23 protein-coding genes and 3 pseudogenes are annotated in these 26,310 nt (G+C 38.7%); 7 read left to right on the top strand and 19 right to left on the bottom strand.

Annotation, left to right across the window (positions count from 1 at the left end):
• Positions 1-1,030 precede the first annotated feature (1,030 nt).
• The 5 genes and pseudogenes from H5968_RS01610 to H5968_RS01625 form a co-directional block, all read right to left on the bottom strand.
• Entirely contained in the window at positions 1,031-1,864 is an 834-nt protein-coding gene (locus H5968_RS01610; protein ID WP_187038538.1) for a DUF4114 domain-containing protein, read from the bottom strand.
• Between the two features lie 59 nt (positions 1,865-1,923).
• Positions 1,924-2,100: an SBBP repeat-containing protein gene (locus H5968_RS25990; protein WP_187038559.1), complete on the bottom strand. Its 177-nt coding sequence runs from the start codon at positions 2,098-2,100 to the stop codon at positions 1,924-1,926.
• Between the two features lie 223 nt (positions 2,101-2,323).
• A pseudogene (locus tag H5968_RS25995) lies at positions 2,324-2,527 on the bottom strand (SBBP repeat-containing protein); the annotation flags it as partial.
• A 59-nt stretch (positions 2,528-2,586) separates the two neighbouring features.
• Entirely contained in the window at positions 2,587-3,210 is a 624-nt protein-coding gene (locus H5968_RS01620; RefSeq protein WP_096572181.1) for a hypothetical protein, read from the bottom strand.
• A 160-nt stretch (positions 3,211-3,370) separates the two neighbouring features.
• A complete protein-coding gene (locus H5968_RS01625; protein ID WP_187038539.1) occupies positions 3,371-3,550 on the bottom strand; it encodes a hypothetical protein in 180 nt (59 codons plus the stop codon).
• Positions 3,551-4,026: 476 nt separating this feature from the next.
• Between H5968_RS01625 and H5968_RS25360 the strand changes: the two genes are divergently transcribed.
• Positions 4,027-4,152: a hypothetical protein gene (locus H5968_RS25360; protein WP_255427012.1), complete on the top strand. Its 126-nt coding sequence runs from the start codon at positions 4,027-4,029 to the stop codon at positions 4,150-4,152.
• 56 nt (positions 4,153-4,208) lie between these two features.
• Positions 4,209-5,120 (top strand): homoserine kinase, encoded by a 912-nt coding sequence (thrB, locus tag H5968_RS01630; RefSeq protein WP_187038540.1) that lies wholly within the window; start codon positions 4,209-4,211, stop codon positions 5,118-5,120.
• A gap of 87 nt (positions 5,121-5,207) precedes the next feature.
• Here thrB and H5968_RS01635 read toward each other — a convergent pair whose 3' ends face one another.
• Positions 5,208-6,359, bottom strand: coding sequence for an extracellular solute-binding protein (locus H5968_RS01635; protein ID WP_187038541.1), 1,152 nt, complete (start codon positions 6,357-6,359; stop codon positions 5,208-5,210).
• A gap of 452 nt (positions 6,360-6,811) precedes the next feature.
• On the opposite strand from H5968_RS01635, the gene H5968_RS01640 reads away from it, so the two are divergent.
• The gene (locus tag H5968_RS01640; protein ID WP_096572176.1) at positions 6,812-7,186 is read left to right on the top strand and encodes a hypothetical protein; all 375 of its coding nucleotides are present in this window, start codon (positions 6,812-6,814) and stop codon (positions 7,184-7,186) included.
• On the opposite strand, the gene cobT is transcribed toward H5968_RS01640, so the two are convergent.
• The 3 genes from cobT to H5968_RS01655 all read right to left on the bottom strand — a co-directional run bounded on the left by cobT (position 7,163) and on the right by H5968_RS01655 (position 9,998).
• Entirely contained in the window at positions 7,163-8,287 is a 1,125-nt protein-coding gene (gene cobT / locus H5968_RS01645) for a nicotinate mononucleotide-dependent phosphoribosyltransferase CobT (RefSeq protein ID WP_096572175.1), read from the bottom strand. The genes H5968_RS01640 and cobT overlap by 24 nt on opposite strands.
• A gap of 86 nt (positions 8,288-8,373) precedes the next feature.
• Positions 8,374-9,108: a DUF2232 domain-containing protein gene (locus H5968_RS01650; RefSeq protein WP_187038542.1), complete on the bottom strand. Its 735-nt coding sequence runs from the start codon at positions 9,106-9,108 to the stop codon at positions 8,374-8,376.
• Between the two features lie 191 nt (positions 9,109-9,299).
• The gene (locus H5968_RS01655) at positions 9,300-9,998 is read right to left on the bottom strand and encodes a Crp/Fnr family transcriptional regulator (RefSeq protein ID WP_096572173.1); all 699 of its coding nucleotides are present in this window, start codon (positions 9,996-9,998) and stop codon (positions 9,300-9,302) included.
• 413 nt (positions 9,999-10,411) lie between these two features.
• Between H5968_RS01655 and H5968_RS01660 the strand changes: the two genes are divergently transcribed.
• A complete protein-coding gene (locus H5968_RS01660; protein ID WP_187038543.1) occupies positions 10,412-14,995 on the top strand; it encodes a hypothetical protein in 4,584 nt (1,527 codons plus the stop codon).
• Positions 14,996-15,075: 80 nt separating this feature from the next.
• A complete protein-coding gene (locus H5968_RS01665) occupies positions 15,076-15,372 on the top strand; it encodes a hypothetical protein (RefSeq protein WP_187038544.1) in 297 nt (98 codons plus the stop codon).
• Positions 15,373-15,401: 29 nt separating this feature from the next.
• On the opposite strand, the gene H5968_RS01670 is transcribed toward H5968_RS01665, so the two are convergent.
• Positions 15,402-16,235 carry a carbohydrate ABC transporter permease gene (locus H5968_RS01670; RefSeq protein ID WP_187038545.1) on the bottom strand — a complete coding sequence of 278 codons (834 nt, stop codon included), beginning with the start codon at positions 16,233-16,235 and terminating at the stop codon, positions 15,402-15,404.
• Positions 16,236-16,599: 364 nt separating this feature from the next.
• On the opposite strand from H5968_RS01670, the gene H5968_RS01675 reads away from it, so the two are divergent.
• Positions 16,600-18,252 carry a metallophosphoesterase gene (locus H5968_RS01675; RefSeq protein ID WP_187038560.1) on the top strand — a complete coding sequence of 551 codons (1,653 nt, stop codon included), beginning with the start codon at positions 16,600-16,602 and terminating at the stop codon, positions 18,250-18,252.
• Positions 18,253-18,450: 198 nt separating this feature from the next.
• Here H5968_RS01675 and mdh read toward each other — a convergent pair whose 3' ends face one another.
• The 3 genes from mdh to H5968_RS01690 all read right to left on the bottom strand — a co-directional run bounded on the left by mdh (position 18,451) and on the right by H5968_RS01690 (position 20,638).
• Positions 18,451-19,434 (bottom strand): malate dehydrogenase, encoded by a 984-nt coding sequence (gene mdh, locus H5968_RS01680; protein ID WP_187038546.1) that lies wholly within the window; start codon positions 19,432-19,434, stop codon positions 18,451-18,453.
• A 354-nt stretch (positions 19,435-19,788) separates the two neighbouring features.
• Complete coding sequence (locus H5968_RS01685; protein WP_096572168.1) at positions 19,789-20,004, bottom strand: NAD(P)H-quinone oxidoreductase subunit O; 216 nt, start codon at positions 20,002-20,004, stop codon at positions 19,789-19,791.
• 121 nt (positions 20,005-20,125) lie between these two features.
• Positions 20,126-20,638 (bottom strand): hypothetical protein, encoded by a 513-nt coding sequence (locus tag H5968_RS01690; protein ID WP_187038547.1) that lies wholly within the window; start codon positions 20,636-20,638, stop codon positions 20,126-20,128.
• A 213-nt stretch (positions 20,639-20,851) separates the two neighbouring features.
• On the opposite strand from H5968_RS01690, the gene H5968_RS01695 reads away from it, so the two are divergent.
• Positions 20,852-20,989, top strand: coding sequence for a hypothetical protein (locus H5968_RS01695; protein WP_187038548.1), 138 nt, complete (start codon positions 20,852-20,854; stop codon positions 20,987-20,989).
• Positions 20,990-21,007: 18 nt separating this feature from the next.
• Here H5968_RS01695 and hsdR read toward each other — a convergent pair whose 3' ends face one another.
• The 6 genes and pseudogenes from hsdR to H5968_RS25365 all read right to left on the bottom strand — a co-directional run.
• The gene (hsdR, locus tag H5968_RS01700) at positions 21,008-23,545 is read right to left on the bottom strand and encodes an EcoAI/FtnUII family type I restriction enzme subunit R (protein WP_187038561.1); all 2,538 of its coding nucleotides are present in this window, start codon (positions 23,543-23,545) and stop codon (positions 21,008-21,010) included.
• A 104-nt stretch (positions 23,546-23,649) separates the two neighbouring features.
• The gene (locus H5968_RS01705; RefSeq protein ID WP_137666228.1) at positions 23,650-24,024 is read right to left on the bottom strand and encodes a type II toxin-antitoxin system RelE/ParE family toxin; all 375 of its coding nucleotides are present in this window, start codon (positions 24,022-24,024) and stop codon (positions 23,650-23,652) included.
• Positions 24,014-24,241 (bottom strand): hypothetical protein, encoded by a 228-nt coding sequence (locus H5968_RS01710; RefSeq protein ID WP_187038549.1) that lies wholly within the window; start codon positions 24,239-24,241, stop codon positions 24,014-24,016. The genes H5968_RS01705 and H5968_RS01710 overlap by 11 nt, the downstream gene beginning before the upstream one ends.
• An 88-nt stretch (positions 24,242-24,329) precedes the next feature.
• Positions 24,330-24,443: pseudogene (locus tag H5968_RS26000) on the bottom strand (DUF1016 domain-containing protein); the annotation flags it as partial.
• Between the two features lie 165 nt (positions 24,444-24,608).
• Positions 24,609-25,841 (bottom strand): restriction endonuclease subunit S, encoded by a 1,233-nt coding sequence (locus H5968_RS01720; protein ID WP_187038550.1) that lies wholly within the window; start codon positions 25,839-25,841, stop codon positions 24,609-24,611.
• Positions 25,838-26,310: pseudogene (locus H5968_RS25365) on the bottom strand (hypothetical protein); the annotation flags it as partial. The gene H5968_RS01720 and the pseudogene H5968_RS25365, both read right to left, overlap by 4 nt.

A 26,310-nucleotide genomic window follows, 5' to 3' on the forward strand; every position in this document is an offset into this window, starting at 1 on the left:
AATATAATTCGCTACTACACAAGCAAAGTCCACCTGCGTGGACTAACGAAAAATTAAGGATTTGAAACCTGCATAGGCAGGTTTTGTCTGTAGTAGATGTGATTTCTAATCGCCCAAGTTAGACTTTTCAAACATCCTCTAATCTTGCGAACGAAATTAAGTTTTTTATTGTTTACTCAACAAAATAGAAAATTTTTGATCATAAATTAATCCCACTACTTTTACTATATTGGTAGTGGGTATTTTTTATAGTGAAGCATTAAATTTAAGTGAAATTAGCTAACTCATCTGATCTTGAGATATCAGATATAATCTGAACTTCAGGTTATCAAGTCAGTAGCTAGTTGCAATTAAATATAAGATGTGAGATGGGCCAGACAGACCGTCAACAGGCTAGAAGCCTGTTCCACTATCTAACAGTTAATTAAGCCTACTTACTTATTTCTATTGAGAGTGGGACAAAATTTGTAATCGGCGATCGCTCTCTTGATATCTAGTCAAAAACATTGATAAAAGAAAGAGTAATCTTAAATTTGATTACCCCTTTTTTTATATCAATTTTGATATCTAGGAAAGCAATTTGTGAGTGTTTTTCTGTGAAATGTGGGTTACGAATTAACTGCCGCCACCACCACTACTTTCACTAATTACTGGAATTACTTCTTCATACTCGTTATGGTATGAGCAGTTTGTACAGTGGTGGGTTACTCTTTTCTTTCCTGTACTGCTAGTCGTTGCAGCAACTAATATTGTAGAATTCCTGTTTAGCGTAAATTTTTCACATTCAGGACATTTTCGATTATTGATTGCTGAAAAGAGGTGTTTGTGCGGCAGCATGATTGAGAGAAAGTGCAATAGTGAAAAATAGAGCAACGCAAAATAGAGACAATCTTCGGATAAGTTTAATCCACATAATTTAACCTATTGAATGTAGTTCAAGAATTATTTATGAAGCGGAAATTTCACAAATCTCCGCACAATAATTAAAAGCTTCTCTATTACTCAAAGTCATAGTATTGAGAGCCAGAAATCAGTTGAACTTGACGCTAACGATGATATCATTGAAATCTTTATCACCACCATTGGTCAAGTCCTCAAATCCGAAGACATTGTTACCTAACATCCGCACATGGTCTACTTTGTCCGAATTTGCACCAAGATACGGGAAGTAAATGGCGGGGTTATTATTGGGGTTGCTATCAAGAAGTTGGTCTGGTGTGCCATTGACAATGAGAAACGGCGCAAATATTGAGCCACCTTCAAACTGACCCGTAAAGCTTGCTTGACCTTGATTGCCCACACTCAGGTTAATACCACCGACACGGTTCTTTACCGCAGCTTCTCCATAACCTGTTTGTCCGGGTAGCAAATCCCCTATACCGTCACCGTTGATATCAATACTACCGTTGGCATCAGCTACACTAAAGAACCCAACAAAGTTGTTATATGCTGCCTCACGGTTAACCGTAAATGTTGCCGTTTGCGTATCTGTTAGCCCACGTAAGTCAAGTACCTCACCTTCCTGCTGGTCTTGTAGATTAGTACCTATAGGTTTATCAGCTTCTGTTCCTAGTTGCATTTGCAACACTGCATCATTGAACTGACCACTCCCAGGACTATCCTCAAAACGCAGGTCAAAGGTGCTGTTACCTACGTCAGAAACTTGCAAGGAGGCAGGAGAGGATAGCAACAATTGTGACAGTGGTACTGTACCATTCCTTAAACCATCGAGAGTGCCGTTTTGTACTAATAGGAGGCGGAAGCGAATACCTGCATCGAGGTCTAGAGTCCGGGTGAGGTTAGTATCAAATCCGTTGGGCGAATTTCCTAAAGTTGAGAAAATACTGCGAGAACGTGACAGCACCGCTTGAGTGTAATTAGAATCGTTGGGCGCAATACCGTCTATAGTTCCTTGATCATCGTCTACAGTAAATAGTCCAATTTCGTTGACAACACTAGGGTAATATTGCCACTTTTGGCAATACCATTGAAACTTCCCGTGATGTAGGTGTTACCAGAACTATCGACAGTAATGCCGTGAGCAAGTCCTAAGTTGACAATTTCATAGACAAAACTATACTTATATTGACAAAAATCAATATATTTTTAGGAAAAAATCAACTACTTGATATATAATACGGTGATATCAAGTATTGAATTGAGACTATTGCCGACGCGAAAACCAAGCAATGATGGTGGTAGTCTTTTTGAGAAACTTAATTGGAACACAATCGCGTCTGGCTAAGGCGTGAAAGTCTACTGAGGGATAACTGCTCCCATGCTCCCGTTGAAGTAGAAAGTAAAGTCTAGTTTTGTCTAGGTTTTATATAGCAGCAGAGTCATAGGATGTACCACCCAATTTCTTTGCCCAGAGGAATTTGCCACTACTATCGAGCTTGGTTATGAACCCATCACTACCACCTGCACTGGTAAGGGTAATGTCTCCGAAAGTAGCAGTATCTGAAAAATATCCTGTGATGTAACTATTACCTGCTCCATCGCTGGCAATACCTTCGCCATAGTCAGTTGCTCATGATAGATATGTATTAGTTGCTAGTAAATTTCTTTTGCCGTTAATTTTTCGGATCAAAGTTTAGTTTGTGGAGTTTCTGCTTGACGACCAGTGATTTTTTCTAACTGCGATCGCATTTCTCTACCAGTTTCTCGCTCGATAAATACCCTTAAGGAGTTCACACTTTTTTCCTGGCTGGTGTCTTGGGGAGTAGTTGATGTATAGTCAAACTCAATTTCTGATACCTTTTTGTTGGGAGTGAGTAGCAAACCAGCAACTCCAAATAGGATCGTGTTGACTATCTTCGCGCCTGTGTTGCCTTTTTCATCTTCACGATATTGAATTCTACCCACGCTAGTCGGGGTAATCTGTACGGTACGAGTAGATTTTTTATCGTTAATAATTTCCAGTTCTTTGCCAGTTTCTTGGTAAATGGTAATGCCTGTACCATTGACAGTAATCTTACAAAGTCCTCGGCTTTCTACCTCATTATTTTTAAATATGCAATCACCTATTTTGCCGGCTCGATCATCCAAGGCTATAGGCGTTTCATATCCTTGACATTGGGAATTGAGGGGAAAGCGAGAACATAGCTGGTATAGCTTTCTTGCATCCAACCCATGAGCAGTGGGTACAAATACTGCCTCAACTAGCAGCAAGGGAATAAATACAATCCCTAAGAATTTACTTTTTTGCATAATTTTCTGTGTTCTATTTGGAATTGTTTACAATCTGTCTCTGCTACCCAGATTTTTTTCTTCGGTGTCTGCAATATTGAGAATTTCTATGATGTCTTTACGCGCCAAATCCGGATCTTTGTTTAGAAGCCCAACCGCTTGATATGTCATTAACTTTGCTTTACAATTGCTTGGTTTTTTCCCCATCTGGAGGTGTTTTAGCAATTCGAGAAAAAGACATTACGAGAATAAAATCATTGTTACCAATTTTTCCAACTTCTGGCACGATAAATCCATTTTGAGTCCGATTACCGTCAACTCCAGCTAAATATTGCAATAGTCCCATCTTTTTGGAATTCATAATTCATCCCTAAGCGATCCAAGAAGGCTGTAACCGGGGAAGGTTTGGTTTGAGCAAATGCCTGAGTTGATAACGAAGCCATAATTGTAACCGTAGCAACAGAGGTTGAGATAAAGTGCTTCATGGTCTTTTCCGTCGTCTTTGAGGAATATACTTAATATCACTGATGTCTATTAACTATTTCTAGTTCAGTTTCGGTTCACTATAATACTGATCTAAAATTGAGCTTGACAGATTTAGCACAAGCCCCTAATAATCTCTCATGCCTAGTCTCAAACTCTCAGTTACCGGACTGCACATCATCAAACAGGCTCGGAAAGAAAAGGATGGACGATTGATAATCCTTTTTGGTTAGAAACTGCGAGTCAAATTCTCGAACCCGGACGGAACTGGGAAAATGCGGAAGTTTTTGCAAATAGTATATCTTTACCTGGAAACGTTTTCTATCACAATTTTCCGTTATGGGGGTGACTGGAGTGATGAGATTTGAGGGGGGCAACCTCAAAAATGGTAAAGTTACTATGGTTATGGTACGTCGTGATTGTAATTCCGGTGAGTTTGTGTTTAGCCCAAGCGATCGCTCTCTAAAATGTCAGTTTTAGTGTTAAATTAGCCTTTTCCATGAGATGCTATTTTATTGATTAATAAATATCGGCAAATGTCTACTATTTCTACTGTTACTGTTAAGGTCCCTGCTACTACTGCTAATTTAGGTCCTGGTTTTGACTGCATCGGTGCGGCTTTGCAACTGCACAATGAATTTAAGTTTACTCGCAATGATGGCGGTTTGGTGATTCAGGTTTCTGGGACGGAAGCGGATAAGGTGCAAACTGATGAAAGTAATCTGCTTTATCAGGCTTTTGTCAAGTTATATGAATATATCCAGGAAAAACCGCCTTCTGTGAAAATTGAGATTAAGTTGGGTGTACCCTTAGCCAGAGGTTTGGGAAGTTCTGCTACTGCTATTGTGGGTGGTTTGGTTGCTGGTAATGCGTTAGCGGGTTCGCCGTTGTCTGATGTGCAGGTAATGGAATTGGCGATCGCAATGGAAGGACATCCTGATAATGTTGTTCCTGCTTTTTTGGGTGGATGTCGTTTAGCGGCCACTGGTTTGAATGGTTGGAAAATTTGTGATCTGACTTGGCACAAAGATATTATACCTGTGGTGGCAATTCCTGATTTTGAGTTATCAACTTCGGAAGCACGTAAGGTTTTACCTACGGAAATAAGTCGGGCTGATGCGATTTTTAATGCTGCTCATTTGGGTTTGTTGTTGCGGGCTTTGGCAACGAGTAGGGAAGAATGGCTAAAAGCTGCTTTGCAAGATAAATTACATCAACCCTATCGTAAGGCTTTGATTCCTGGTTATGATAATGTAGAAACTTCTGCTTTAGCTGCTGGTGCTTATGGAATGGTTATTAGTGGTGCAGGACCTACGCTTTTAGCTTTGACTGATAATTTACATACACAAGCTGTAGTAACTGCGATGGCTAATGCTTGGAAGCAAGAGGGAATTACTTCTCATGTGCGATCGCTTCCCATTGATGTGCAAGGGGCAGTTATTTTGTAAGCGGTGATTTTTTGACACTCTGCGTCCTAAAGGATCGCAGATTCTTTAGATCCCTTGCGGTGTCTAACAAGCGAGGTGGTTCTCTCCCTAGCCTGGATTTTTCATTTTCTTAAATAAAGATTCATATTGCTGTGTTGCTGCTGCTGATAATGGGATAATAAATTCGCTTTTCTCCAACAATTCCTGATTAGTTAATAATAGGTTTTGTAATGGTTGGGAAATATCAGAGGCAGCAATATTTGTGGTAATAGGCGTGTTCGTTTTAGTCAATATAGTAATTTCCTTAGCTATATTTGGTTGCCAACAAAAATTAATCCATTCGGATGATAAATTGCTTTGCTCAACTCCTGCTGGTTTTACCCATAAGTCAGCCCAAATTGCTGTTCCTGATTGGGGAATTATAGCATTAAGTTTAGGATAACGACTGAGTATGGGTATAACATCATTTGACCACCCCACAGCTAACCAAGTATCTCCCATGATTAGCGGTTCTAGGTAGGTAGTAGAATCATAGAATTTAACTTGTTGATTTAAGGTTTTTAATTCTGTTTCTAAATCGGAAATTTCTGCAAGATTTTCTGTATTGTAGGATTTTCCGAGTTTCTTTAAAACTAACCCAATTACTTCTCTAGGATGGTTTAGTAGGGAAATGCGCGATCGCAACTCACTGCGCCATAAATCACTCCAATCTTTTGGTTGCCAATCAAATTGTTGCAACTTTTCCCGATTATAAACAATTACTGTATTACCCCAGCGATAAGGTGCAGCCCAAACCTTACCTTGTGGATCTATATTTCCTTGATCATCCCTTTTTACCGGTTGTTGCCATTTTGGATTTAAAGTTGACCATTGTTTAATTTTTTCTGTTTCCAATGGTTGAATTAATTTCTGTTCAATAGCTGCTTTTAGCCAATAATCTCCTAATGTTACTAAGTCAGATTTAGTAACTTTTTGATTTTGCCTAAATGGAATCAAACGACTCCATCCTTCTTTGTTATTAGCGTCTGGTTGTTGCCAAGTTTGTAACTGTTTAAATAAATCATAAATTTGATTAACAGGGACAAACTTGAAATTTACCTCTGACTGTACAGTTTTGCGAAATTGATTAACCACGTAGCCTGGTATAGAACCCTTTAATAGCTGCACATTGAATTGCGCCTGGTTCTGGCTATTACAACCCATTAGCATTTGGGAAACTACGAACCCGCTTGTACCTAGTAAAAAAAACCGTCGATCCATTTATTTTCAACTCTAGGGCTATCAACATAATCTTAACCATAGGAGCAAAATTTGCTAAGAAAATAACAATATCTCACTCCTGTATCTTTAGAAACCGATGATAACAAATTGTAACTGATTATTAGCAGGACTTACGCAAAATAGAACAAAAGTAGGGGTAATTCATGAATTACCCCTACACAAGAATCAGTTTTTAGTACAATCTTGCGTATAGCAATATTTACATCTTGTAACTTTCCCATCAGTGTTGGTGAGCAATGCCGCCTAATACTTCAATTTATTAATAAATATTTGAGTGATATGGATAGATTTTATTGATGTACATATATAATTAATAATCTCTTTCACAACCTACCAAGAAAAATATCAAAGATTAAATAAATCATAAGTATTTTTAACATTGCCAGTAAATTGAATAACATAGAAACACTATTTGGGAATAAAGGTATTAAATGGACTCACTGCAAACACAGATACTGACTTTGAGCCAGAAAGTAGATGCTCTATACCAGGTGATTGAAAACCTTGACAGGAAACTGTCTCAGGGTTTGACTGATTGCTTTTTAGAGCAAAAACAGCCAAAAGATAATTATCTAGAAAATCATGAAGTTGAAATGTTCAACTTCAAACCACAGATTACTTTCAATTCTAATTTGGAACATAAGGATGTGTTAATAGATGGCATTTATCCAGATATGAATATGCAAGCTGGAGATAGGCAAATAACACCAGAAATTCAAATCCAACGACTAACAGCACAATTAACAGCGGCATATAATCGTATTGCTGCTTTAGAAGAACAATTAATGCGACAACGAATTTATTAATTGTGTCATTTGGGCTTCAATGGCTGTTAAAAGTTGTTCTTGCAGCCAATTTTGACTGAGATAGGCCGCTAGACACGCTGCTCCAGCACCAACACCTTCTTTGACAAAACCCTGCTCATAAGCTTGGAGTTGGGGATAACGAGAATTAGCAAAACTTAATTGTGTAGCTAGTAGGGGAGGAGTGATTTTACCCCAACTAAAGTTGTTTTTACCCAAGCTGAGGGCTAAGTCAACTGTAGCCCCGGTAGTGTCTTCTGCAACCCAACGAGTTGTACCAACAACTATTGCTTCTGGTTGCCAAGATAAAGAGTAAGCTTGAGCGATCGCTTGCAGTAAAGCATAAACAGCCAGCATTTGTGTACCACCAGCCAGCAAAACCCCACAACGCCGACTAGCAGCGATCGCCATCCCAGCTACCACTACTTGCATGGGATCACCTACTGCGGCCACCAGTTCCAGAGGATCTGTAAAATTGTGTCGGTTTTCCAAACCTGCTTGTACTACAGCCCACTTTTGTGCATGATTACAAACAGGATGACTACTATTAACTTTTCCAGCCGCATCAATACCTAAACCAGTTAAAATTGCCAAAGCAGTTGTAGTACCACCCACCACACACTCACTTAAAATTAGATATCCCTGAGAGTGTTTAGCACCGAGTTGATCACCCCAAAGTAAACCTTGTTCCAGCAAATGTTTAACTGTGGCTATTTCCATAGCTGCACCTGTGCTTAAACACCTAGCAGTCGTGCCTCCCAAATCAATTAATGGTACAGCCGGAATCAAAGGTAAACCCGCATTAAACAAATAAACTGGTATTTTTAGTTCTTCCACCACAGCACGAGAAATTAGCACCGGGGAAGCGCCAGCAGTCAAAGGTGGTAAGGGATATTGAGGCTGATGTGCTGCACCATAATACAAAAATTCCGCATCAGCACAAGCAGTATATTTTCTATCCTCTGGAGTCAAACCAGCAGCAGAAATACCAGGAATCAAACAAGTTTCTGTAAAACCTAAAACACAGGCAAAAATAGGTAAACTACCATAATAACGTTTGAGCCATGCTTCACCCTGTTCAATTTGGGTATAAATTTTAATCATTGTCATTAGGAACAGGGAATAGGGAACAGGGAAGAGACAGGAGTTTATGAATTATCAATTATCAATTATCAATTATCAATTATTAATTAACCTTCATAATCCAACAAGATTTGTACCCAACGTGGGGGACGGGGGATAGGATTTCCCAGACGATTCAAAAGTAACCATGCTACCAGATGTACCACAAACAAATAAATCAAGTTGTTGAATGCAATCAAAAGCATCCCCCCCACCTGAACAACAAACACATTGGGAGTTGCTAATATTTGCAGTTTCAGGAATATCCATTCAATAATTTCTGTCACCTGGTTAATCACATAAACCCACAAATCTTCACCAGATAAAACCGACAGTAACCACAGTCGGAAAAACACACCCAAAGTACCCAGGAGCATACCTAAAGTAATTGACACAATCCAAGGTACACGACGATGCCAAGTTGCCCCTAAAAGTACACCCATCAAACCAAAAGGCATCACGAATAACATACTGCGAACAGGTCCCATCAGCACCGCCAACAGTAAACCAGATGTTACCGCAGCCATCCAGGCAGCACGTTTACCCCAGCGCAAATAAACTAAAGCAATGGGTAAAGGGAAAAACATCCGTAAAACCGGACCCAAAGGAAAATAAAAATTAATAAACCAAATTAAACTAGCTGTACTGGCTAAAAATGCCGTTTCCACCATCCTCAAAGGAGCATCAACTTTAAGTTGGGGACGCTTTAAGTGTTGGTGTATATCTGGCTGATTACCAGGGTTTGATGATTCAGGTGATGAATCTTCTCCCGGTTCATCTGGCATAGAATCTAAAATACTCATATCATGTTTGTTTTAACACCTATCATATCTGTTTTGCTTGGTGATTGGTGATTGGTGATTGGTGACTGGGAAAATACAAATAATTTCCCCCTGCTCCCTGCTCCCTGCTCCCTGCTCCCTGTTCCCTGCTCCCTGTTCCCTGTTCCCTGCTCCCTGTTCCCTATTCCCTATTCCCTATTCCCTATTCCCTATTAAATGATCATTTTTTCCAAAGCTACTACATCAGGGATACACATTACATCTTGTTCCCGGATAATCAAGCCTTTTTTTTCTAACCTTGTCAGTACGCGTGTAACTGTTTCCCGTGCCAGTCCACTCAAACTGCTCAATTCTCGATGAGGTAAATTAGGAATTTCTGTACCTGTTTCTCCTATCTTACCCTGTCCCTCTGCTAAAAATAGCAAAGTATCTGCTACCCGTGATTGACTATCTGATTCTCGCAGACGCAAACGACGATTTACTTGTCTTAATCGTCGCGCCATTAATTGGGATAATCTCATTCCCGCTAAAGGTTCTGTTTGCAACAATTTGACAAAATCTTGAGCAGGCATACTGCCTATCATGGTTGGGGTAAGAGTTATGACATCAGTGGAACGGGGAACTTCATCTAGTGCCGCCATTTCTCCAAATAATTCCCCATGCCCAATAATGTTTAGTGTTACCTCTTTTCCTTCTAAATTGTATGTACGGATTTTTACCCATCCCTCTAAAATAAAATATACTGAACCACCCCAGTCATTTTCTAGCAGGATCACTTGGTTGGCTGGGTGGGTACGGGTAACAAGATTGGTGAGGGCTGTTTCTACAATAGATTCAGGCAACCCTTGAAAAAAGGGTGCTGAAGTGATCAAGTTTTGAGCGGATGTCTGCAAGCTATATCGGTCTTCCATTAGGACATATTTATTTAAGCTGCTATGAACAGAACAAGTAAGATCGGTGTTTTTAGCCTTACCTATCAAATTATTACAGCCGCTTTCAAAGAGGAGACTAAACTATGTTACACAAGAAAACGACAAATAATTTTTTCTCAACAATTTTTACTTTCCCTTAGTATTTGCTGATTAAATACACCAGGCTTAACCCCCCTGTCACCAATACCACGAATTTGATTTTACCTTAACCTAACGCAAAATTTGGCAAACTACCTAAAAACACAGCTAATCATCTAGATCAAGTTGCATCTCTGAGTGATTCATAACATAATTGCCGTCAGAAGTACGAGCAATAAATTTGGTTACTCAGTGCTTTCGTAAACTTAATTACCATAAACATCACAGTACATTTCTAGCTAAGGTAATTTAACGTGACTTCCCGTAAAGATGAAATTCACAAACTGATTGCAGATATTGACAACTTGCTTGTCAATAGTGGTAATCCCCTATCAAAACTGCTGTCTGGTCAGGGACAAGAAGAGAGAGATGTTTTACAGCGAGTGCGTGAGTTTCTTGTCAAACTCAATGAAAGTGAGACACCAGAAGAAACTCCTGTGGAGCAATCACAGACACAACCACTGTCATCTTTGTTGGCGCGATATGTGGAGCAGGAGCATAACCAAGCTGGATCAAAGTCTTATCAATCCCAACAGCCACAGGCTAATTTTACCGCAGAACAATTAAAAGATGAAATTTTGGTTGTGCTTCAACCTTTGCAGGCAGAATTATCAAGTCTGTTGCAAGAAAGAGCTTCTCTTGTCCAGGAAATTAGACAGCTAGAGCAAAAGCGACTGCAAAACTATTCCTTAACACAGCAGTTAGCCACCCAAGAGCAGATAATTAGCGAATTTTTACAAGTGCTAATCAGTCGTTTAGTGCCAAATTTAATTCCATATTTAACAAGAAATGCAGCTAATTCTTCTAGTTTGACTACAGGTGAAACTAAGCAAGAAGTCAGCAACTCTGCTATTCAACCTGTTGTGGAATCCGTCGAAGGGTTAGAAAGGTTAGCTAGTTTGGCCAAGGAGTTGGATCAACGTTTACTATCACTAGATGGAACTGTTAACGTTATCTTTGAGGCATTAGAGCGTAACATTAACACTTATTATCAGTCTTTATCCCAAGCACTGGCAAGAATGCACAGTCAGGGGTTGCAAGGTGAACAGTTGATGGCAAATTTTCTGAATAATTTGCATCAGACTTTACAAATACAATCTCCAGATGCTCCACCTTTAACCTTTGGGTTAGATTCTGCAACAGAAGTACAACCTGTTTCTTCTGTTGCTGAGGAATTAATTCAGGATACTGTGACTGCGGACACTCAAGAACCTGAGATTGTGGAAAATCTGGAAGCAGTGCTTTCACAACTGACTGCACAACCAGCACCAGTTTCAGCAGTTGATAGTTTTATTAGTTCTAATATTAGTTCTAATATTAGTTCTGATGAAACTCCATCAGAGAATGGGGAGGAATTAATTCAGGATACTGTGACTGCGGACACTCAAGAACCTGAGATTGTGGAAAATCTGGAAGCAGTGCTTTCACAACTGACTGCACAACCAGCACCAGTTTCAGCAGTTGATAGTTTTATTAGTTCTAATATTAGTTCTAATATTAGTTCTGATGAAACTCCATCAGAGAATGGGGAGGAATTAATTCAGGATACTGTGACTGCGGACACTCAAGAACCTGAGATTGTGGAAAATCTGGAAGCAGTGCTTTCACAATTGACTGCACAACCAGCACCAGTTTCAGCAGTTGATAGTTTTATTAGTTCTAATATTAGTTCTAATATTAGTTCTGATGAAACTCCATCAGAGAATGGGGAGGAATTAATTCAGGATACTGTGACTGCGGACACTCAAGAACCTGAGATTGTGGAGAATTTGGAAGCAGTGCTGTTACAACTGAGGTCAGATGAGATTTCAAGTTCAGTTGCTGCTTCTTTTACCACCCCTGATGAAACTCACTCAGAGAGTATTGATGAAGTAGATGAACTTTATGCGAGTTTGTTTGGTGGTGCAGATAGGATTAAATCAACAAAATCGACTACAGAATCTACTGCTGTGCCAGTGGTGACAAGTGAGGTAAATAACACTGCTGAGATTAGTGAAAGTATGTCAGCATCACCAATTATTCCAGAAGCACAAGAAGAAGCACAAGAGCTTAATGTGCAGGTGTCGTCAGAAAGTGTAGAGCAAGAGGATTTAAATATTTTTGAGCAGAGTAACAATTTTCCACCTGAAAATGCGGCTATGGTTGTAGAAACCACAGAGCCAGCATCATCTGATTTATGGGAAAAATCCTTGTTGCCAGAGGATACGCAATCACAAGCTGAATTTGCCAGCACTCCTACATTACTGAACTTTCATCCAGATAGTAGTGATACAATCACAGTGCTGACGGACTTGTTAGTTGATGTCTTCGGTGAAGAACAAGTTACAGAAGCTTTAGCTGTTGATGATCATCCAGACACGACAGAACTAGAGACTCCCATAGTTAGCTCTGCTGTAGAGGAATCGACAGAGACACAAAATTTAGCATCTGCTTACATTCTGGCTTCACCACAGGAAAATTTACTATCTATAGATAACACGGATACAGAGACGCAAGGTATACCGAATATTGTTTTAGATGAAGCGCAGTTGCAACAATTGGATCGAGATTTAACCAATTTTGATTGGCGGTTAAATTCTGAATCGCAACAGACAACGAATGTAGAAAGTTTGCAGGATTCGGTATCTGAAGGTCAGAATATTCTCCAGGATATCCTGGATACAGGAATGCAGTTGATGGAATCTCCTAGCAGCACAGCAACAGAAAATATCCCATTAGCTGCTGTTTCTAATGTGAATAGTCCGCAAAGTCCGCAAACTGAAAAAAAAAAGGAAGTCACAAATTCTGCACCAGAAGTTGCTTTGCTGGGCGATGAAAAGTTAAGTGATAATTCTGTGTTGAGAGTCAACGACCCAAACTTTGTTTGGTATTTAGGAATTGATTTGGGTACAACTGGGATTTCTGCGGCGTTGTTGAATCGTTCGCAGTTGGTTGTGTATCCGATCTACTGGTCAACAGAAAATCCATCAGGTAACACTGCTTTTGAGCAATCTTTTCGTTTACCGGCAGAAGTTTATTTACCTACGGCTTCCATACCTCATTCAGACGCAGAAAGCAGAGAAAATAGAGAGCAGACAACACCTGCGGCGGTGGCACAGGATCAAACTCACTCCACAACAGCACCGAAACAAAATCTTTACTCTGCTCATTTAAAGCCTTTTTTAGACATAGGGATTCCTTATAGAACTACGCAGCAAAAATGGGAACCTGTATTGCAGTTAAATGAATTTTCCGCAGGTCCTTTGATTTGGGTGGTGCGATCGCTCTCTAAATTACTGTTAACTCTCAAATCGGATCAAACAAGTACAACTCCAGCTTTAATTGCTCATGCTGTGGGGATAGATACTCAAGTTTTCTCTGAGATTATGAATAATATTGCCGGTGTTGTTTGTAGTTGTCCTTCTAGTTGGTCTGAACAATATCGTTTTAATGTGCGGGAAGCAATACTGGCTAGTCAGCTTGTTTCCCATCCCCAAGAGATATTTTTTGTGGAGGAGGCGATCGCTAGTTTGCTGCCAGAACTTAATCCTAACAATTCTCCTTCAGTACAGTTGCATGACAATCAAGGTTTGCGTCCTTTAAAAACCAGTGAAAATTTCCATGGGGGTACAACCCTGGCTCTAAATATTGGTGCTACTGCTACAGAGATGGCATTGGTTGATTTACCGACAGATTTGAGCCAATTAACATACAGAGATTTTATGCTTCACAGTTTTGCCTATGCTGGTAAGGCTATGGAGCAGGATATTATTTGTCAGTTGCTACTACCACCAAAATCTCGCCAACCCCGTGGGAGGTCAAAAGCTAACAGTAGCATTTCTAGTAGTAATCCTTGGCATTGGCAACCCTCAATTCCTGGTTTAGACCAGATACAATGGTCTAGTTTGAGTTTGGAAGCGTTAGAACTACCACGAGTTGGAGAACCGGATCTACTTTCCCGCATCCGCTTCCAGCAAAAGTTAGAAAGTTCTTTGTTGGGACAAGGATTGTTAGATGCTGCTCTGGCTCTGAAGCTGATTTTGCAACATCAAGAATCTTTCACTCTGGAGTTAGCAGATCAGTGCTGGATATTGCAGCGACGAGATTTGGAAACTCAGGTTTTTGTCCCCTACATACGTCGTCTCAACCGGGAACTGAATAAATTATTAGTAGCTCGTGGTATTCCTACGGAAGCTGTTGATCAGACAATTATTTCTGGTGGGGTGGCTGCTATTGCTACAGTCAACCGTTGGTTAAGACAAAAACTTCCCAATGCCAAAATTATTCAGGATTTATATCTGGGTGAAAATGGCGCTCCTAAATGTAGTCGGGTGGCTTATGGGTTGGCTACCTTACCTCTACATCCCCAGGTTTTAGAAGTACCTAAACAACAGTATACAGATTACTTCTTGTTTTCGGAATTGCTGAAAATTTTACCGCATAGCTCAGGTGGTGAAACTATGCGTTCTCTATCTTTTGGTGAAATTCTGCAATTGTTTGAGAATCGTGGCATCAATACCCGCATTTGTCAACAGCGTTTGCTGGCTTTTTTGGAAGGTGAACTACCTGCTGGTTTAATACCTACTGCTGCTGAAATCTTACCAGAACCAGATGATAAACTTCTTTCAGGGCAAACATCTTTAAATTCTCTATGGTTAGCAAAAACTTCTCAGGAAAATCCTGATTATCAGGCGATCGCCTCTGCACCATTGTTTCAAAAACAAGGAAATCTCACATATCGTCCCAATTCTCAACAACTTCTATTGTTGCGTCGTTATCTGGATGCTATCAAAGCTAGTTCTTTACAATCACTAAAAGAACCTTTAGCGGTTAACTTGATCTCAACTGTTAGCCAATAAATAGGGTTTGCTGAGAAAGTTTTTTCGTGGAGAAAGGAAACAGGGAGGAAAATTTTAGATTTTAGATTTTAGATTTTAGATTGGAGATAACAAAAACAATCCAAAATCCTTGCATCCAAAATCCAAAATTAATAACTCCTGACTCCTGTAAGGGCGTTCGCGAAGCGTGCTGGAAGCATCAGCATTCGGGCGATCAATTCTCAATTTTGATCACAGGTTATTTTCCTGTAAGGGCGAAGCATTCGGGCGATCAATTCTCAATTTTGATCACAGGTTATTTTCCTGTAAGGGCGAAGCATTCGGGCGATCAATTCTCAATTTTGATCACAGGTTATTTTCCGAATGCTTCGCCCCTACTTCGCCCCTACGACTCCTGAATTTTTACACTTTGACTTTTGAATTGCAATTATCCTTTAACACCGCTACCTGTATCTGTGGGGACAATAAACCTTTGTAAAAAGAGAAATAACAGCAAAACTGGAGCAATTGAAATTACAGATCCAGCTGCTACTAATCGCCAATCTAAGGAAAATGTACCTGCTAATTTAGCCACTCCCAAGGGTAAAGTATATAAACTCTCATCTTGGATAACAATTAACGGCCATAAAAAGTCACTCCAAGCACCAATAAATACAAAAATAGCCAGAGTTATTAGTGCTGGTTTAATAGCGGGTAACATCACAAACCACCATAATCCTAACTCAGAACTACCATCCATGCGGGCGGCTTCTTCTATTTCTTTAGGCACTCCCATAAAAGCTTGTCTTAATAAAAAAATGCCAAAAGCAGAAGCTAAACTGGGAAAAATCATTCCTAAATAACTATTTGTTAACCCTAACTGCACTATCAAAATATATAAGGGAATCATGACTATTTGAAAGGGAATCATAATTGTAGAAACAATCGCAATAAAAATTCCATTCCGTCCTAAAAATGATAATCTGGCTAAAGGATAAGCGGCTAAAGAACAAAACATTAAATTCAAAATTACAGTCAATACAGATACCAAAATACTATTATATAAATATTGCCCAAAAGGTAAAGATTGCCAAACACGAGAGAAATTATTTAAAGTCGGTTGAATGGGTAATAACTGGGGTGGAGACTGTAAAAGATTTTCGGTGGGTGATTTTAAGGCTGTACTAATGAGCCATAATAAGGGAAACAGGGTGAGGAGTGCGATCGCTGTCAATAATCCGTATATGATGAAGATTTGTCGGTTTGATTTTTGGATGTTCATATTTTTTCTCACTCAAAGACGCAAAGTAATAAGAATTAAGTACCTGGGCAAAATTAATTTAACATTTTTGGAACAAACAAAAATCCCTGTATTCCTTATCTGTTCCCTGTTCCCTGTTCCCTGTTCCCTCTCCCAAATATAAAATTTATTTTGCACGACTACTTATCTGTTATGCTGCTTTTGATATTGATTAAACTAACCGCAAAGTACGCAAAGTACACAAAGGAAGAAAAGAAGTCTTCTTTAGGGTTGAAGGTAGGAGTTCAGTTTTTGGACTAAGCATATGAAGAATACCCTAAATATTGTACTTTTTTTGGTAATATGTTTGACGGTAGTAAGTGTAAGTTATTTGGGACAAGCAACTATGATATCACCACCACAACTATTAACAGATCCATTTTTACAACTACCAACAGAAAATTCTGTGCGTGTAGTTTGGTTTACTGAGTTTGCCGGTGATAAACATTTGGTTGTTTACGGTGATAAATTTGATAGAAATTCAATTGCAAAAACTACTAAACTTAGTCGTGTTCGGGAAGATCAAGGGTCAAGAGTAGCAGATCAAAAGGCAAATGGGCAAGTTTATGAACAACCTGTAAAAAGAGATATTTGGCGACATGAAGCTGAAGTTACTGGTTTAACTCCTAATCTACGAGTTCCCTATTTTGTCACCAGTATACGAGAAGATGGGAAAAAGGTTAATAGTGAGGTTTTTACTCTTGCATCTACTCCAAAACCCGGTACACCGTTAAAAGTTCTCCTCACATCTGATCATCAATTAAAACCAATGACAGCAGCAAATTTACAAAAAGTTGTGGAAACTGTGGGGAGAGTTGACGGCGTATGGTTTGCTGGAGATTTAATTAATGTTCCAGATCGTGCTTCTGAATGGTTTGATGATAATCGCGGAAATGCTTTATTTCCAGGTTTACAAGGTCGTGGTAATTATACAATGGAATCTCATGATGGTGTCAAGGTTACTTACACTGGTGGGAAAATTATTCAAAATGCCCCTATGTTTCCTTGTATTGGTAATCATGAAGTCATGGGAAGATATCAGAGAAAAAAGAGTTTAAATGATGAATTTAATGATACTGTTCCCCGTGAAGTAGCTGAAAATTTGTATGGTAAAAAATCTTTAATAGATAATTCTTTTAATACTATCACTTACGAGGAAATTTTTACTTTACCTGAAACTAAATCAGGTGGAAAAACCTATTACGCTGTTACTTTTGGTGATGTCCGTTTGGTGGTTTTGTATATTACGAATATGTGGCGACATCCTCAATTAAATTCAGAGAGAAAAGGTAGATATATAGAACCAGAAACAGATTTGAATAATCCTGAAAATTGGGGTTATGGACAGTTAATTTTTGAACCTAGTTTTAAAGGAAGTGATCAATATGATTGGTTGGAGGAAGAATTAAAAAGTCCTGAATTTCAACAGGCAAAATATAAGGTGGTTATGTTCCATCATCCTCCTCATACGTTGGGTGATAATATTGTTCCAGCTTACACTAATCCTTTACAGATTATTGAAAAAGATCAAACAGGAAATATTAAATCTGTAAATTACGAATATCCCAAAAATGCAGATTACATTATTCGTGATGTGATTCCTTTATTAGAAGCTGCTAAAGTGCAATTAGTATTTTATGGACATTCCCATTTATGGAATAGGTTTGTTAGTTCTAGTGGAATGCACTTTTTAGAAACTTCTAATGTTGGTAATTCCTATGGTGCTGCTTGGGGTGAAAGAAAGCGAGATGTTCCCGTAAACTATCCAGAAGATGATTATACCAGAATTGGTGATCCCAATGGTTTAGAACCAGTTATACCAACGATTTCTCCATTATTAGGAGAAGATGGTCAACCTTTACCTTATATTGCTAGTAATGAGATTACAGTTTTCAGCATTTTCGACACGGGAACAGGTACTATTAGTAGTTATCGCTTTAATACCAAAAAACCTGATTCGCAAGTTGTAAAATTTGATCAATTTGTGATTGGTAATTGATACTAGTTGATAGTTGATAGTTAATAGGGAAACATCAAATTTATTACCCAGTCACCAGTCACCAGTCACCAGTCACCAGTCACCAGTCACCAGTCACCAGTCACCAGTCACCAGTCACCAGTCACCAGTCACCAGTCACCAGTCACCAGTCACCAGTCACCAGTCACCAGTCACCAATCACCAGTCACCAATCACCAGTCACCAGTCACCTATATTAGATAAAATTTCTTGCGCTCTTTTGATATTATTACTTACAGAATTAGCCGAAGTTTGTAAAGCTGCTTTTTCTGTATCGTTGAGAGTCAATTCTAAAATACTCTCGACTCCACCACATCCTAAACGACAAGGAACACCAATCACTACATCATTTAAACCATATTCACCTTGTAAATAAGCTGCAACTGGTAATAAGCGAGACTGATTTAATAAAATAGATTCTATCATCAAAGAAGTGGCAGAAGCAGGAGCAAAAAACGCGCCGCCTGTGTGCATTAATTCCACAATTTCTGCGCCGCCATTGCGTGTTCTTTGTACTAACTGTTCAATTTTTTCTGCATCTAATAATTCTGTAATCGGAATACCATTAACAGTAGCATAACGGGCTAAAGGAACCATTAAATCACCGTGACTTCCTAAAACCATTGCTTTGACATCCGCAGGTAAAACCCCTAATTCTAAAGCAATGAAAGTTTCAAATCTTGCTGAGTCTAAAACTCCAGCCATTCCCATGATTTGATTTCTGGGTAAACCTGTAACTTGCCAAGTTAAATAAGTCATCACATCTAAAGGATTTGTGACGACAATAAAAATAGCATGGGGAGAATGGGCGATCGCATTTTTTGCCGCTTCAACCACAATTTTGGCATTGATTTTTAGCAAATCATCCCGACTCATTCCCGGTTTGCGAGGAAAACCAGCGGTAATGACAACAATATTAGAATTAGCCGTATCTGCATAATTATTAGTACCGCTAATTTGCCGATTATGTAATTCTAATCCCCTCGCTTCTAGCAAATCTAAAGCTAAACCTTGGGGCATTCCTTCGACAATATCTAACAATACTACATCGGCCAAATTTTTCTCCGCGATGCGTTGGGCTAAAGTGCTACCAACTCTACCCGCACCCACAATAGTCACACGGGGAGATTTACAGAAAACAGGAGAAGAAAGTAAATAAGACATAAGAAATATTTTCTTGACAATTGCAATTCCTGACTAATAGTAGAGTAGATTAGTAAATATTGATATCCACTGAAGTTAGAAATTAAATTTCTAATTTAATTTGGAGCATCCCAATTTGGAAAAAAAATCACCACAGCAAAACCAAAAAATCTCTTAAATTCTCTTACCTTTGTGTCCTTTGCGCCCTTTGCGGTTCAATCATATCCAGTTCCTTGGATTATTTTATTTCCTTGGATAGAAATAAATTTACAAATTTGGGAAACTCTCAATTATTTAGTCATCTTTAGATGACTTCAGCTATTAGCAAGGAACTTAAGTTCCTTGCGGGAATTGTACACTAAAGCACAACCTTTGTTATGCAAACTCTTCCAATTGTTCTAATTTTAACCAAATATTGGGAGTTGGTACTTTTCCGAACTTCACCAAAGCATAATCACCTTTAATATCTACTATTTCCCCTGGACTATCAAATAAATAGGAGGGAAAGCGAGTATCACTAGCTTTTGCTTCTACACTATTTTCCAACTTCTCGCGCACAGCACGAACCATATTTCCTTTTTTTACAGCCATGAGTTCCTCTGACGATTCATCAACGCTTTTACTAAAAATTTTATCTTGTGGGAAGATCAAAGGCAGATTTTCTTGAGTTAAAAAAGAGCAGAAACCCAGATACACGCAAGGTATTAAATACCTAAACAATACGGTTGACAATTGTCCAAACTTCTCCATCAGAACGAACATGGGGAACTGAAATGGTTTTGAATCCGGTAATGAACGGTTTATAGTACACTTGCCAATACATGGGGCTAAGTTCATCAGCACAAGCTTTGAGTAGTTTAATTTCTTCTGCTAGTTCTTGTGCGAGTTCATTTACCCTTTGGGCGTGAATTTCGGCTACTTTTTTCGCTGCTTCTAATTCTTGTTGTTGTTGAGCAAGACGTTTAGAAAAAGTTAGTGAACCATTTAACTGAGCTTGTTTTTGTTGTTTTTGTTTTTCTAAAAAAGCGATCGCATTATCTATACCTTGAATTTCTGCCGCAATTTCGGGATTTTCCCTAGCTTGACGGCGATAAGCTTCAACTATTGCCAAATTTGTATTATTTTCACTAGATTCTATACTATTTTGAGTTAATGCAGCCCTTTCTCTTAGGAGGGCTTGAATTTGTGAGTTGAGTTCTTTGATTTCTACTTGAATTTTATTCATATATATATTATTATGCTACGGTAAATTTTAGCCCAAAGTGCGATTTCTTACAAAACATTAATAAACCGAGTATTATATGTGTACGTTCGCAAATTAAATGTCGCTTTTCGCAACTCCTGTCGCAATAGAATGTAATAGCTGAAACCTTTACTATGTAAGGAGTATAGCTTATTTATCTCTACCCCAGACCAATTTGCCTATTTTGCATATTGTATGTCGCAAATCAAGGCAAAACTGAAATTTCATCTCATCCAGTGGTTTGCTGAATCACCCAACCTCACTATTAAATCTCAGATAAATAAGGCAGTAGCAGATACTCTTGGTGTTTATACTCGTCATTTGGAAGCTTAATTTGACAGATTGCGACAATTAAGCTGCTATATCCTGTGAATATAAATACTGCTGAAACCCGATAAATACTTCACTGATATTAGCAACGCTACCTAATTCTTTAATAGCATCATGGATAGTATGGTATTTCAACTCTAATAATTGGGGTAACTTAGATCGATCCAGTTCTTCTACTCCATCTTTAATATATTGATCCAAGACAAAATCAAGAAATTCCTGTTGTTTACCTACATATTTAGAGAAAATTAACGATTTATGAGCTAAAACCCTTTCCCGACGGCTAATAGGTACAGCAGCATAAGCAATATAGGCTAAAATATCATATAAATCACTTTTTTCCGCATTAATTAAACGGCTAATTACTGTTAATTGTTCTGCATCATAACCTTTTTCTGATAATCCTTCTAACAGTGCTTTTCGAGTATCTGGACGACTCCAAATAGTTCTTAATTCATTTTCGTTTTTGAACAATTCGGGAATTTCACCAAATAGCCTTTCTATAAATTCTGCGGACGTTATGGGTTTACCGTCTACACTCCAAAAGCTGGTAGATATTTGATGTTGAATAGTTCTTTCTTTACCATCTCCTAATTTAACTTTAATTATTTTAGGTGTGGTATCTTCTGTTTTTTCGGTTCTCTCTTTTGTGGTATTCTTATCTGTATTTGGTGATAATTCCCGTGCTTTTCTGTTGGTAACTTTCACAGGTTCTTGGGGTTCACCATCCCATTCTGGATCGTTAAAATGTTCATAAGCTTTGACAAAATCATAAATAGTAAAATAATCTTTTCCATCATATAACCGAGTACCACGACCGATAATTTGTTTAAATTCAATCATGGAATTAATAGGACGCATTAAAACTATATTCCGCACATTGCGAGCATCAACCCCGGTGGAAAGTTTTTGAGAAGTGGTTAAAATTGTGGGAATATTTTTTTCATTATCTTGAAAATTCTTCAGGTGTTGTTCTCCTAATTTCCCATCATTAGCTGTCACTCTGTGGCAATAATTAGGATTATGACTAATCTTGATTTGATTGATTAAATTTCTTACCGCTAGGGCATGATCTTGGTTAGCACAAAATACAAGGGTTTTTTGATTTTGATCTATTTCCTCCATGAACAATTGCACTCGGTAGCGTTCCCGTTCTTCAATTTCAATAATGCGGTTAAAGTCTGTTTCTGTATAGGTTTTTTCATCATCTATCACCCCTTCTATGACATCATCATCAGCACTGTAAATATATTCATCTAAACTAGTTTCTATTTCCCTGACTTTAAAGGGAGTTAAAAACCCATCATTAATACCATCTTTTAAAGCATAAGTATAAACTGGTTCGCCGAAATAAGCGTAAGTATCAGCATTATTTTTGCGTTTGGGTGTGGCAGTAAGTCCTAGTTGTACCGCAGGGGAAAAGTATTCTAAAATTCCTCGCCAGGTGCTTTCGTCACTTGCTCCCCCTCGGTGACATTCATCAATAATAATAAAGTCGAAAAAGTTGGGGGGATAGTCGTTAAATTTGGGGGTGTTGTCTTCGACTTCGCTCAGACAACTGCTCAGAGAACCGCTTGTTTTAGTCATGAAGGTTTGAAAAATTGTAAAAAAGATGCTGCCATTTTTGGGAACTCGACCCCGTTTTTTAATGGTTTCGGGATCTATGCGAACTAAAGCATCATCAGCAAAGGCAGAAAAGGCGTTAAAGGCTTGGTCTGCGAGAATATTACGATCTGCTAAAAACAGTATTCTAGGGCGGCGTGTGGTCACTGAGCGACTTGTACTGAGCGAAGTCGAAGTAAGTCGAAGTGTGGGGTTATAGCTCAAGTTCCATCGGCTTTGGAAGAGTTTCCAGGCCAGTTGGAAAGCGATAAAAGTTTTACCTGTACCAGTGGCCATGGTTAATAAAATTCGGTTTTGTCCTTGAGCGATCGCCTCTAATACATATTTGATGGCATTATGTTGATAGTATCGAGCCTCCCATGTACCGCTTTTATCTTCAAAGGGAATAGTTGCAAAGCGTTCACGAAGTATCGCTGAAAGAGAATCACGCCATTCTTGTTCTTGTTCCCTGAGCGGAGTCGAAGGGAAATCGCTGGTTTCGACTTCGCTGGTTTTGACTTCGCTGGTTTCGACTTCGCTGGTTTCGACTTCGCTGGTTTCGACTTCGCTCAACCGCCAGGTGGATTTCCATAGTTCATCGGGTGTGGGATATTTGTTGATATAACCTTCTTTTCCGGTGTGCATATCTACTTGGTAAATGCCCACACCATTGGTAGAATATGCAAAGCGAGTTTTTAATTTTTCGGCGTATTTTTTCGCCTGTGCTAGACCTTCTGTATCGGGTAAATCGCGTTTTTTAGCTTCAATAACAGCGAGTTTTTCACCACGATAAACTAATACATAATCAGCGATGTCTGCTTTAGCCCGTTTACCATTGCCAATTAAACGGCCAGGGGCGATGACTTCTCGACGGATGCGGCTATTTTCAACTACTCCCCAACCAGCAGCAGTAAGGGCGGGGTCAATTAATTCGGCGCGAGTTTCGGCTTCGCTCAACTTAGAGGTTTCGGCTTCGTTCATTGGACAGTTGACAGTTGACAGTTGACAGTTGACAGTTGACAGTTGACAGTAGTTAAGTAAATTTAACTTAATTTGTAGTGTTAGTTTGGATTATCTTCTATTTGATTTTCTTCTTCATATTTGGCGATCGCTTCTTCAATTATTTCATTACTCACATCTGAAATATCAGATTTAGAATAGATCGTAGTGAGTATGATGGCTTGGGCAGTTTTCACATAATAAATGACTCGATAACCTCCACTTTTTCCTTTTTGAATGTTGCTATTTTTCAGACGAACTTTAAACACCTGATATTTCAGCCCAGAAATTCTATCTCCAGGAGTTTCTCCTGTTTGCAGTTGTTCAATTAAGGGTTGAATATCACTGCGAATTGAACGATAGCGTTTAGCAAGTTCTCTTAAATCCCTTTGAAATCGAGGTGTAAGAGCAATTTGGATCAATGGTTCACTCTGCATCAATACCATCCCACATTTGTGAAAGGGGTAGAGTTTGCCCACTTAAAGCCTCTCTGATGCCTTGATGAATACCTTCGATGACGATTTCTGTAGGTGTTTCTTCCGCAGATAATTCTTCTTGTAAGCCTAGACGAAAGTGGTGGATTATATCATAGATTTCTGCTAATTTATCTTCAGGAATGTCTCGCAGTTCTTGGATAATTTTATCAATCAACATAAATTAAATTTTGGGAAATTTTCGGTTAGTGGTTAATCATCAATAAGTTGTGCTGTATTTATTATGGCTCATCTTGAGAATATGGCAGTCAGCGACGGGCAGTAGCGATCGCTTCTTGTAGTTTAGCTTGTAACAACTCTTTAAGTGGTAACACGGTCAGGTATGAGGCAACATGAATACCACTTTTATCTAGTTCTAGCAATTAGATTTGCTCTAAAACACTTTTTTGTTGATTTTACAAGGGTTTCGGGAATTGAGAGTTGCTAATCTCGATTTGCTCTAAAACACTTTTTTGTTGATTTTGCGAGGGTTTCAGGAATTGAGGGTTGCTAATCTCGATTTGCTCTAAAACACTTTTTTAAGATAATCATGCGGCTACTTCCCCCTTTTCGGTTTTCGAGTTATCTGCTGTTAATTCCCCTGCAAAGGCTTTTTGTAAGATGCTTTGTTTCAGTTCTTTTAATGCAGCGATTTTTTGACGGTAGATATTTTCAAGGCGTTGTGTTTCAGTAAATAATTCATCAATTTTTTGTGCAATATTTATTTGATCTGAAATACTAGGAATCCATGTACTATATCTAAAAAGATGATCTCGGTTTACCTTCGGCATTCCTGCTCGGTCTGAACCTGAAATTGCATAATTTGTAAAATCTCGACTCATAAGAATATAAAATAAGAAATCTCTGTTTAATTGTTCATTATTAGGAAGTAGTGGATAAACATCTGCACTACAAAGACCACTAAAATCAGGTCTACAAGCTTTCATCAAGTAAGGACGAATTTTACTATAGAGAACCATAGTTTCATCAAAAAGAAATTTTCCAGATATTAATTGTTCTTGTCTGGCAGTTTTAACCTCTATTAGTTCCCCAGTCATAGAAATCATATTACCTGCGCCAATATGTGGTAAATCAATAAACTCTGGTTGTCGAGGATCAACGAGTTTAGATGTAATACTGCAAACATCCTCTAATTTCTTCTCTTCCCAACCTTCGCCTTTTTGACTAAAAATAGAATTTAGATAACTTTCAAATAGTTCCCGTGCATTGCTGAGGTTTTTTTCAGTGTTGCTTATTGCTCTATCAATTCCCTCAAACGCCTCATCTAATATCGTTACAATTCTCTTTTGTTCTGGAAGTGGTGGTAAATTAATTAGAATTTCTTTAAGAACTTTTACAGAAGCAACATTTTTAATTGCAACGCCCATAGAAAGGTTTAAAATTTGATTTTGAAAATTTGGACTACTCATCCAATATTTTAAAAAATTAGCATTAATATCCTGTCTAGGAGCAAGTTTCAGAAGAGCTTGGTTTATAATTCCTTTATGAATACCATCAGGAACTATTGCAACTTTTCCCATAGTTCCCGAACAACTCATAATTAAATCACCTGGAAAAATCTCAAATCTCTTCATCTCTTGATATTTTGATTCATTAATAAAATATCGAATTTCCTTGAACTGATTATAAATTGCGTGTTGTTGCTCATAAACCGCATATCCAGAACTTTTAAAACAGGATTTTTTAAGACTACCTCCAAATGGTCCGCGAATGAAATCACATAAACTTCCTAAAGTTTTTACTTCCCAACCTTCTCTCATAACATCCCTCCAATATCTGCCAAAATATCAGCACTTTCCAGATCCAAAACTGCAATTTCATCCAAAATATCCTGCGGTTCTCTTAACCTCACTTCCTCCCCCTTATTGGGATTTTTCACCGATAAATCAAACGACTCCTGATCAATATCAGCAACATCCACTAACCAAGACTTTTCCGACACTGCAAAAGTAGCTTGTAACTCCACAAACTCCCGTAAATCATCATCATTTAAAGGATTAGTTTTCCCCAAACTTCGCCCCGGATCTAATTGATAATACCAAATCTTTTTAGTCGCCATTTGTTCAGCATGAGATTTACCCTGAGAAAATAAAGGCATTCCTGTTCCCTGAGCGAAGTCGAAGGGAGCGAAGTCGAAGGGAGCGAAGTCGAAGGGAGCGAAGTCGAAGGGAGCGAAGTCGAAGGGAGCGAAGTCGAAGGGAGCGAAGTCGAAGGGAGCGAAGTCGAAGG

Source organism: Sphaerospermopsis sp. LEGE 00249, from assembly GCF_014299995.1.
GTDB lineage: Bacteria > Cyanobacteriota > Cyanobacteriia > Cyanobacteriales > Nostocaceae > Sphaerospermopsis > Sphaerospermopsis kisseleviana.

What these genes read in the sequence shown, in the direction of transcription:
- H5968_RS01720 (WP_187038550.1), bottom strand. Translation starts at nt 25,841, where the DNA reads ATGAGAGAAGGTTGGGAAGTAAAAACTTTAGGAAGTTTATGTGATTTC.
- H5968_RS01690 (WP_187038547.1), bottom strand. Translation starts at nt 20,638, where the DNA reads ATGAATAAAATTCAAGTAGAAATCAAAGAACTCAACTCACAAATTCAA.
- H5968_RS01670 (WP_187038545.1), bottom strand. Translation starts at nt 16,235, where the DNA reads ATGAACATCCAAAAATCAAACCGACAAATCTTCATCATATACGGATTA.
- H5968_RS01675 (WP_187038560.1), top strand. Translation starts at nt 16,600, where the DNA reads ATGATATCACCACCACAACTATTAACAGATCCATTTTTACAACTACCA.
- H5968_RS01640 (WP_096572176.1), top strand. Translation starts at nt 6,812, where the DNA reads ATGGACTCACTGCAAACACAGATACTGACTTTGAGCCAGAAAGTAGAT.
- H5968_RS01685 (WP_096572168.1), bottom strand. Translation starts at nt 20,004, where the DNA reads ATGGCTGTAAAAAAAGGAAATATGGTTCGTGCTGTGCGCGAGAAGTTG.
- H5968_RS01655 (WP_096572173.1), bottom strand. Translation starts at nt 9,998, where the DNA reads ATGGAAGACCGATATAGCTTGCAGACATCCGCTCAAAACTTGATCACT.
- H5968_RS01625 (WP_187038539.1), bottom strand. Translation starts at nt 3,550, where the DNA reads ATGAATTCCAAAAAGATGGGACTATTGCAATATTTAGCTGGAGTTGAC.
- H5968_RS01620 (WP_096572181.1), bottom strand. Translation starts at nt 3,210, where the DNA reads ATGCAAAAAAGTAAATTCTTAGGGATTGTATTTATTCCCTTGCTGCTA.
- mdh (WP_187038546.1), bottom strand. Translation starts at nt 19,434, where the DNA reads ATGTCTTATTTACTTTCTTCTCCTGTTTTCTGTAAATCTCCCCGTGTG.
- cobT (WP_096572175.1), bottom strand. Translation starts at nt 8,287, where the DNA reads ATGATTAAAATTTATACCCAAATTGAACAGGGTGAAGCATGGCTCAAA.
- H5968_RS01710 (WP_187038549.1), bottom strand. Translation starts at nt 24,241, where the DNA reads ATGTTGATTGATAAAATTATCCAAGAACTGCGAGACATTCCTGAAGAT.
- H5968_RS01705 (WP_137666228.1), bottom strand. Translation starts at nt 24,024, where the DNA reads ATGCAGAGTGAACCATTGATCCAAATTGCTCTTACACCTCGATTTCAA.
- H5968_RS01695 (WP_187038548.1), top strand. Translation starts at nt 20,852, where the DNA reads ATGTCGCAAATCAAGGCAAAACTGAAATTTCATCTCATCCAGTGGTTT.
- thrB (WP_187038540.1), top strand. Translation starts at nt 4,209, where the DNA reads ATGTCTACTATTTCTACTGTTACTGTTAAGGTCCCTGCTACTACTGCT.
- H5968_RS01635 (WP_187038541.1), bottom strand. Translation starts at nt 6,359, where the DNA reads ATGGATCGACGGTTTTTTTTACTAGGTACAAGCGGGTTCGTAGTTTCC.
- H5968_RS01650 (WP_187038542.1), bottom strand. Translation starts at nt 9,108, where the DNA reads ATGAGTATTTTAGATTCTATGCCAGATGAACCGGGAGAAGATTCATCA.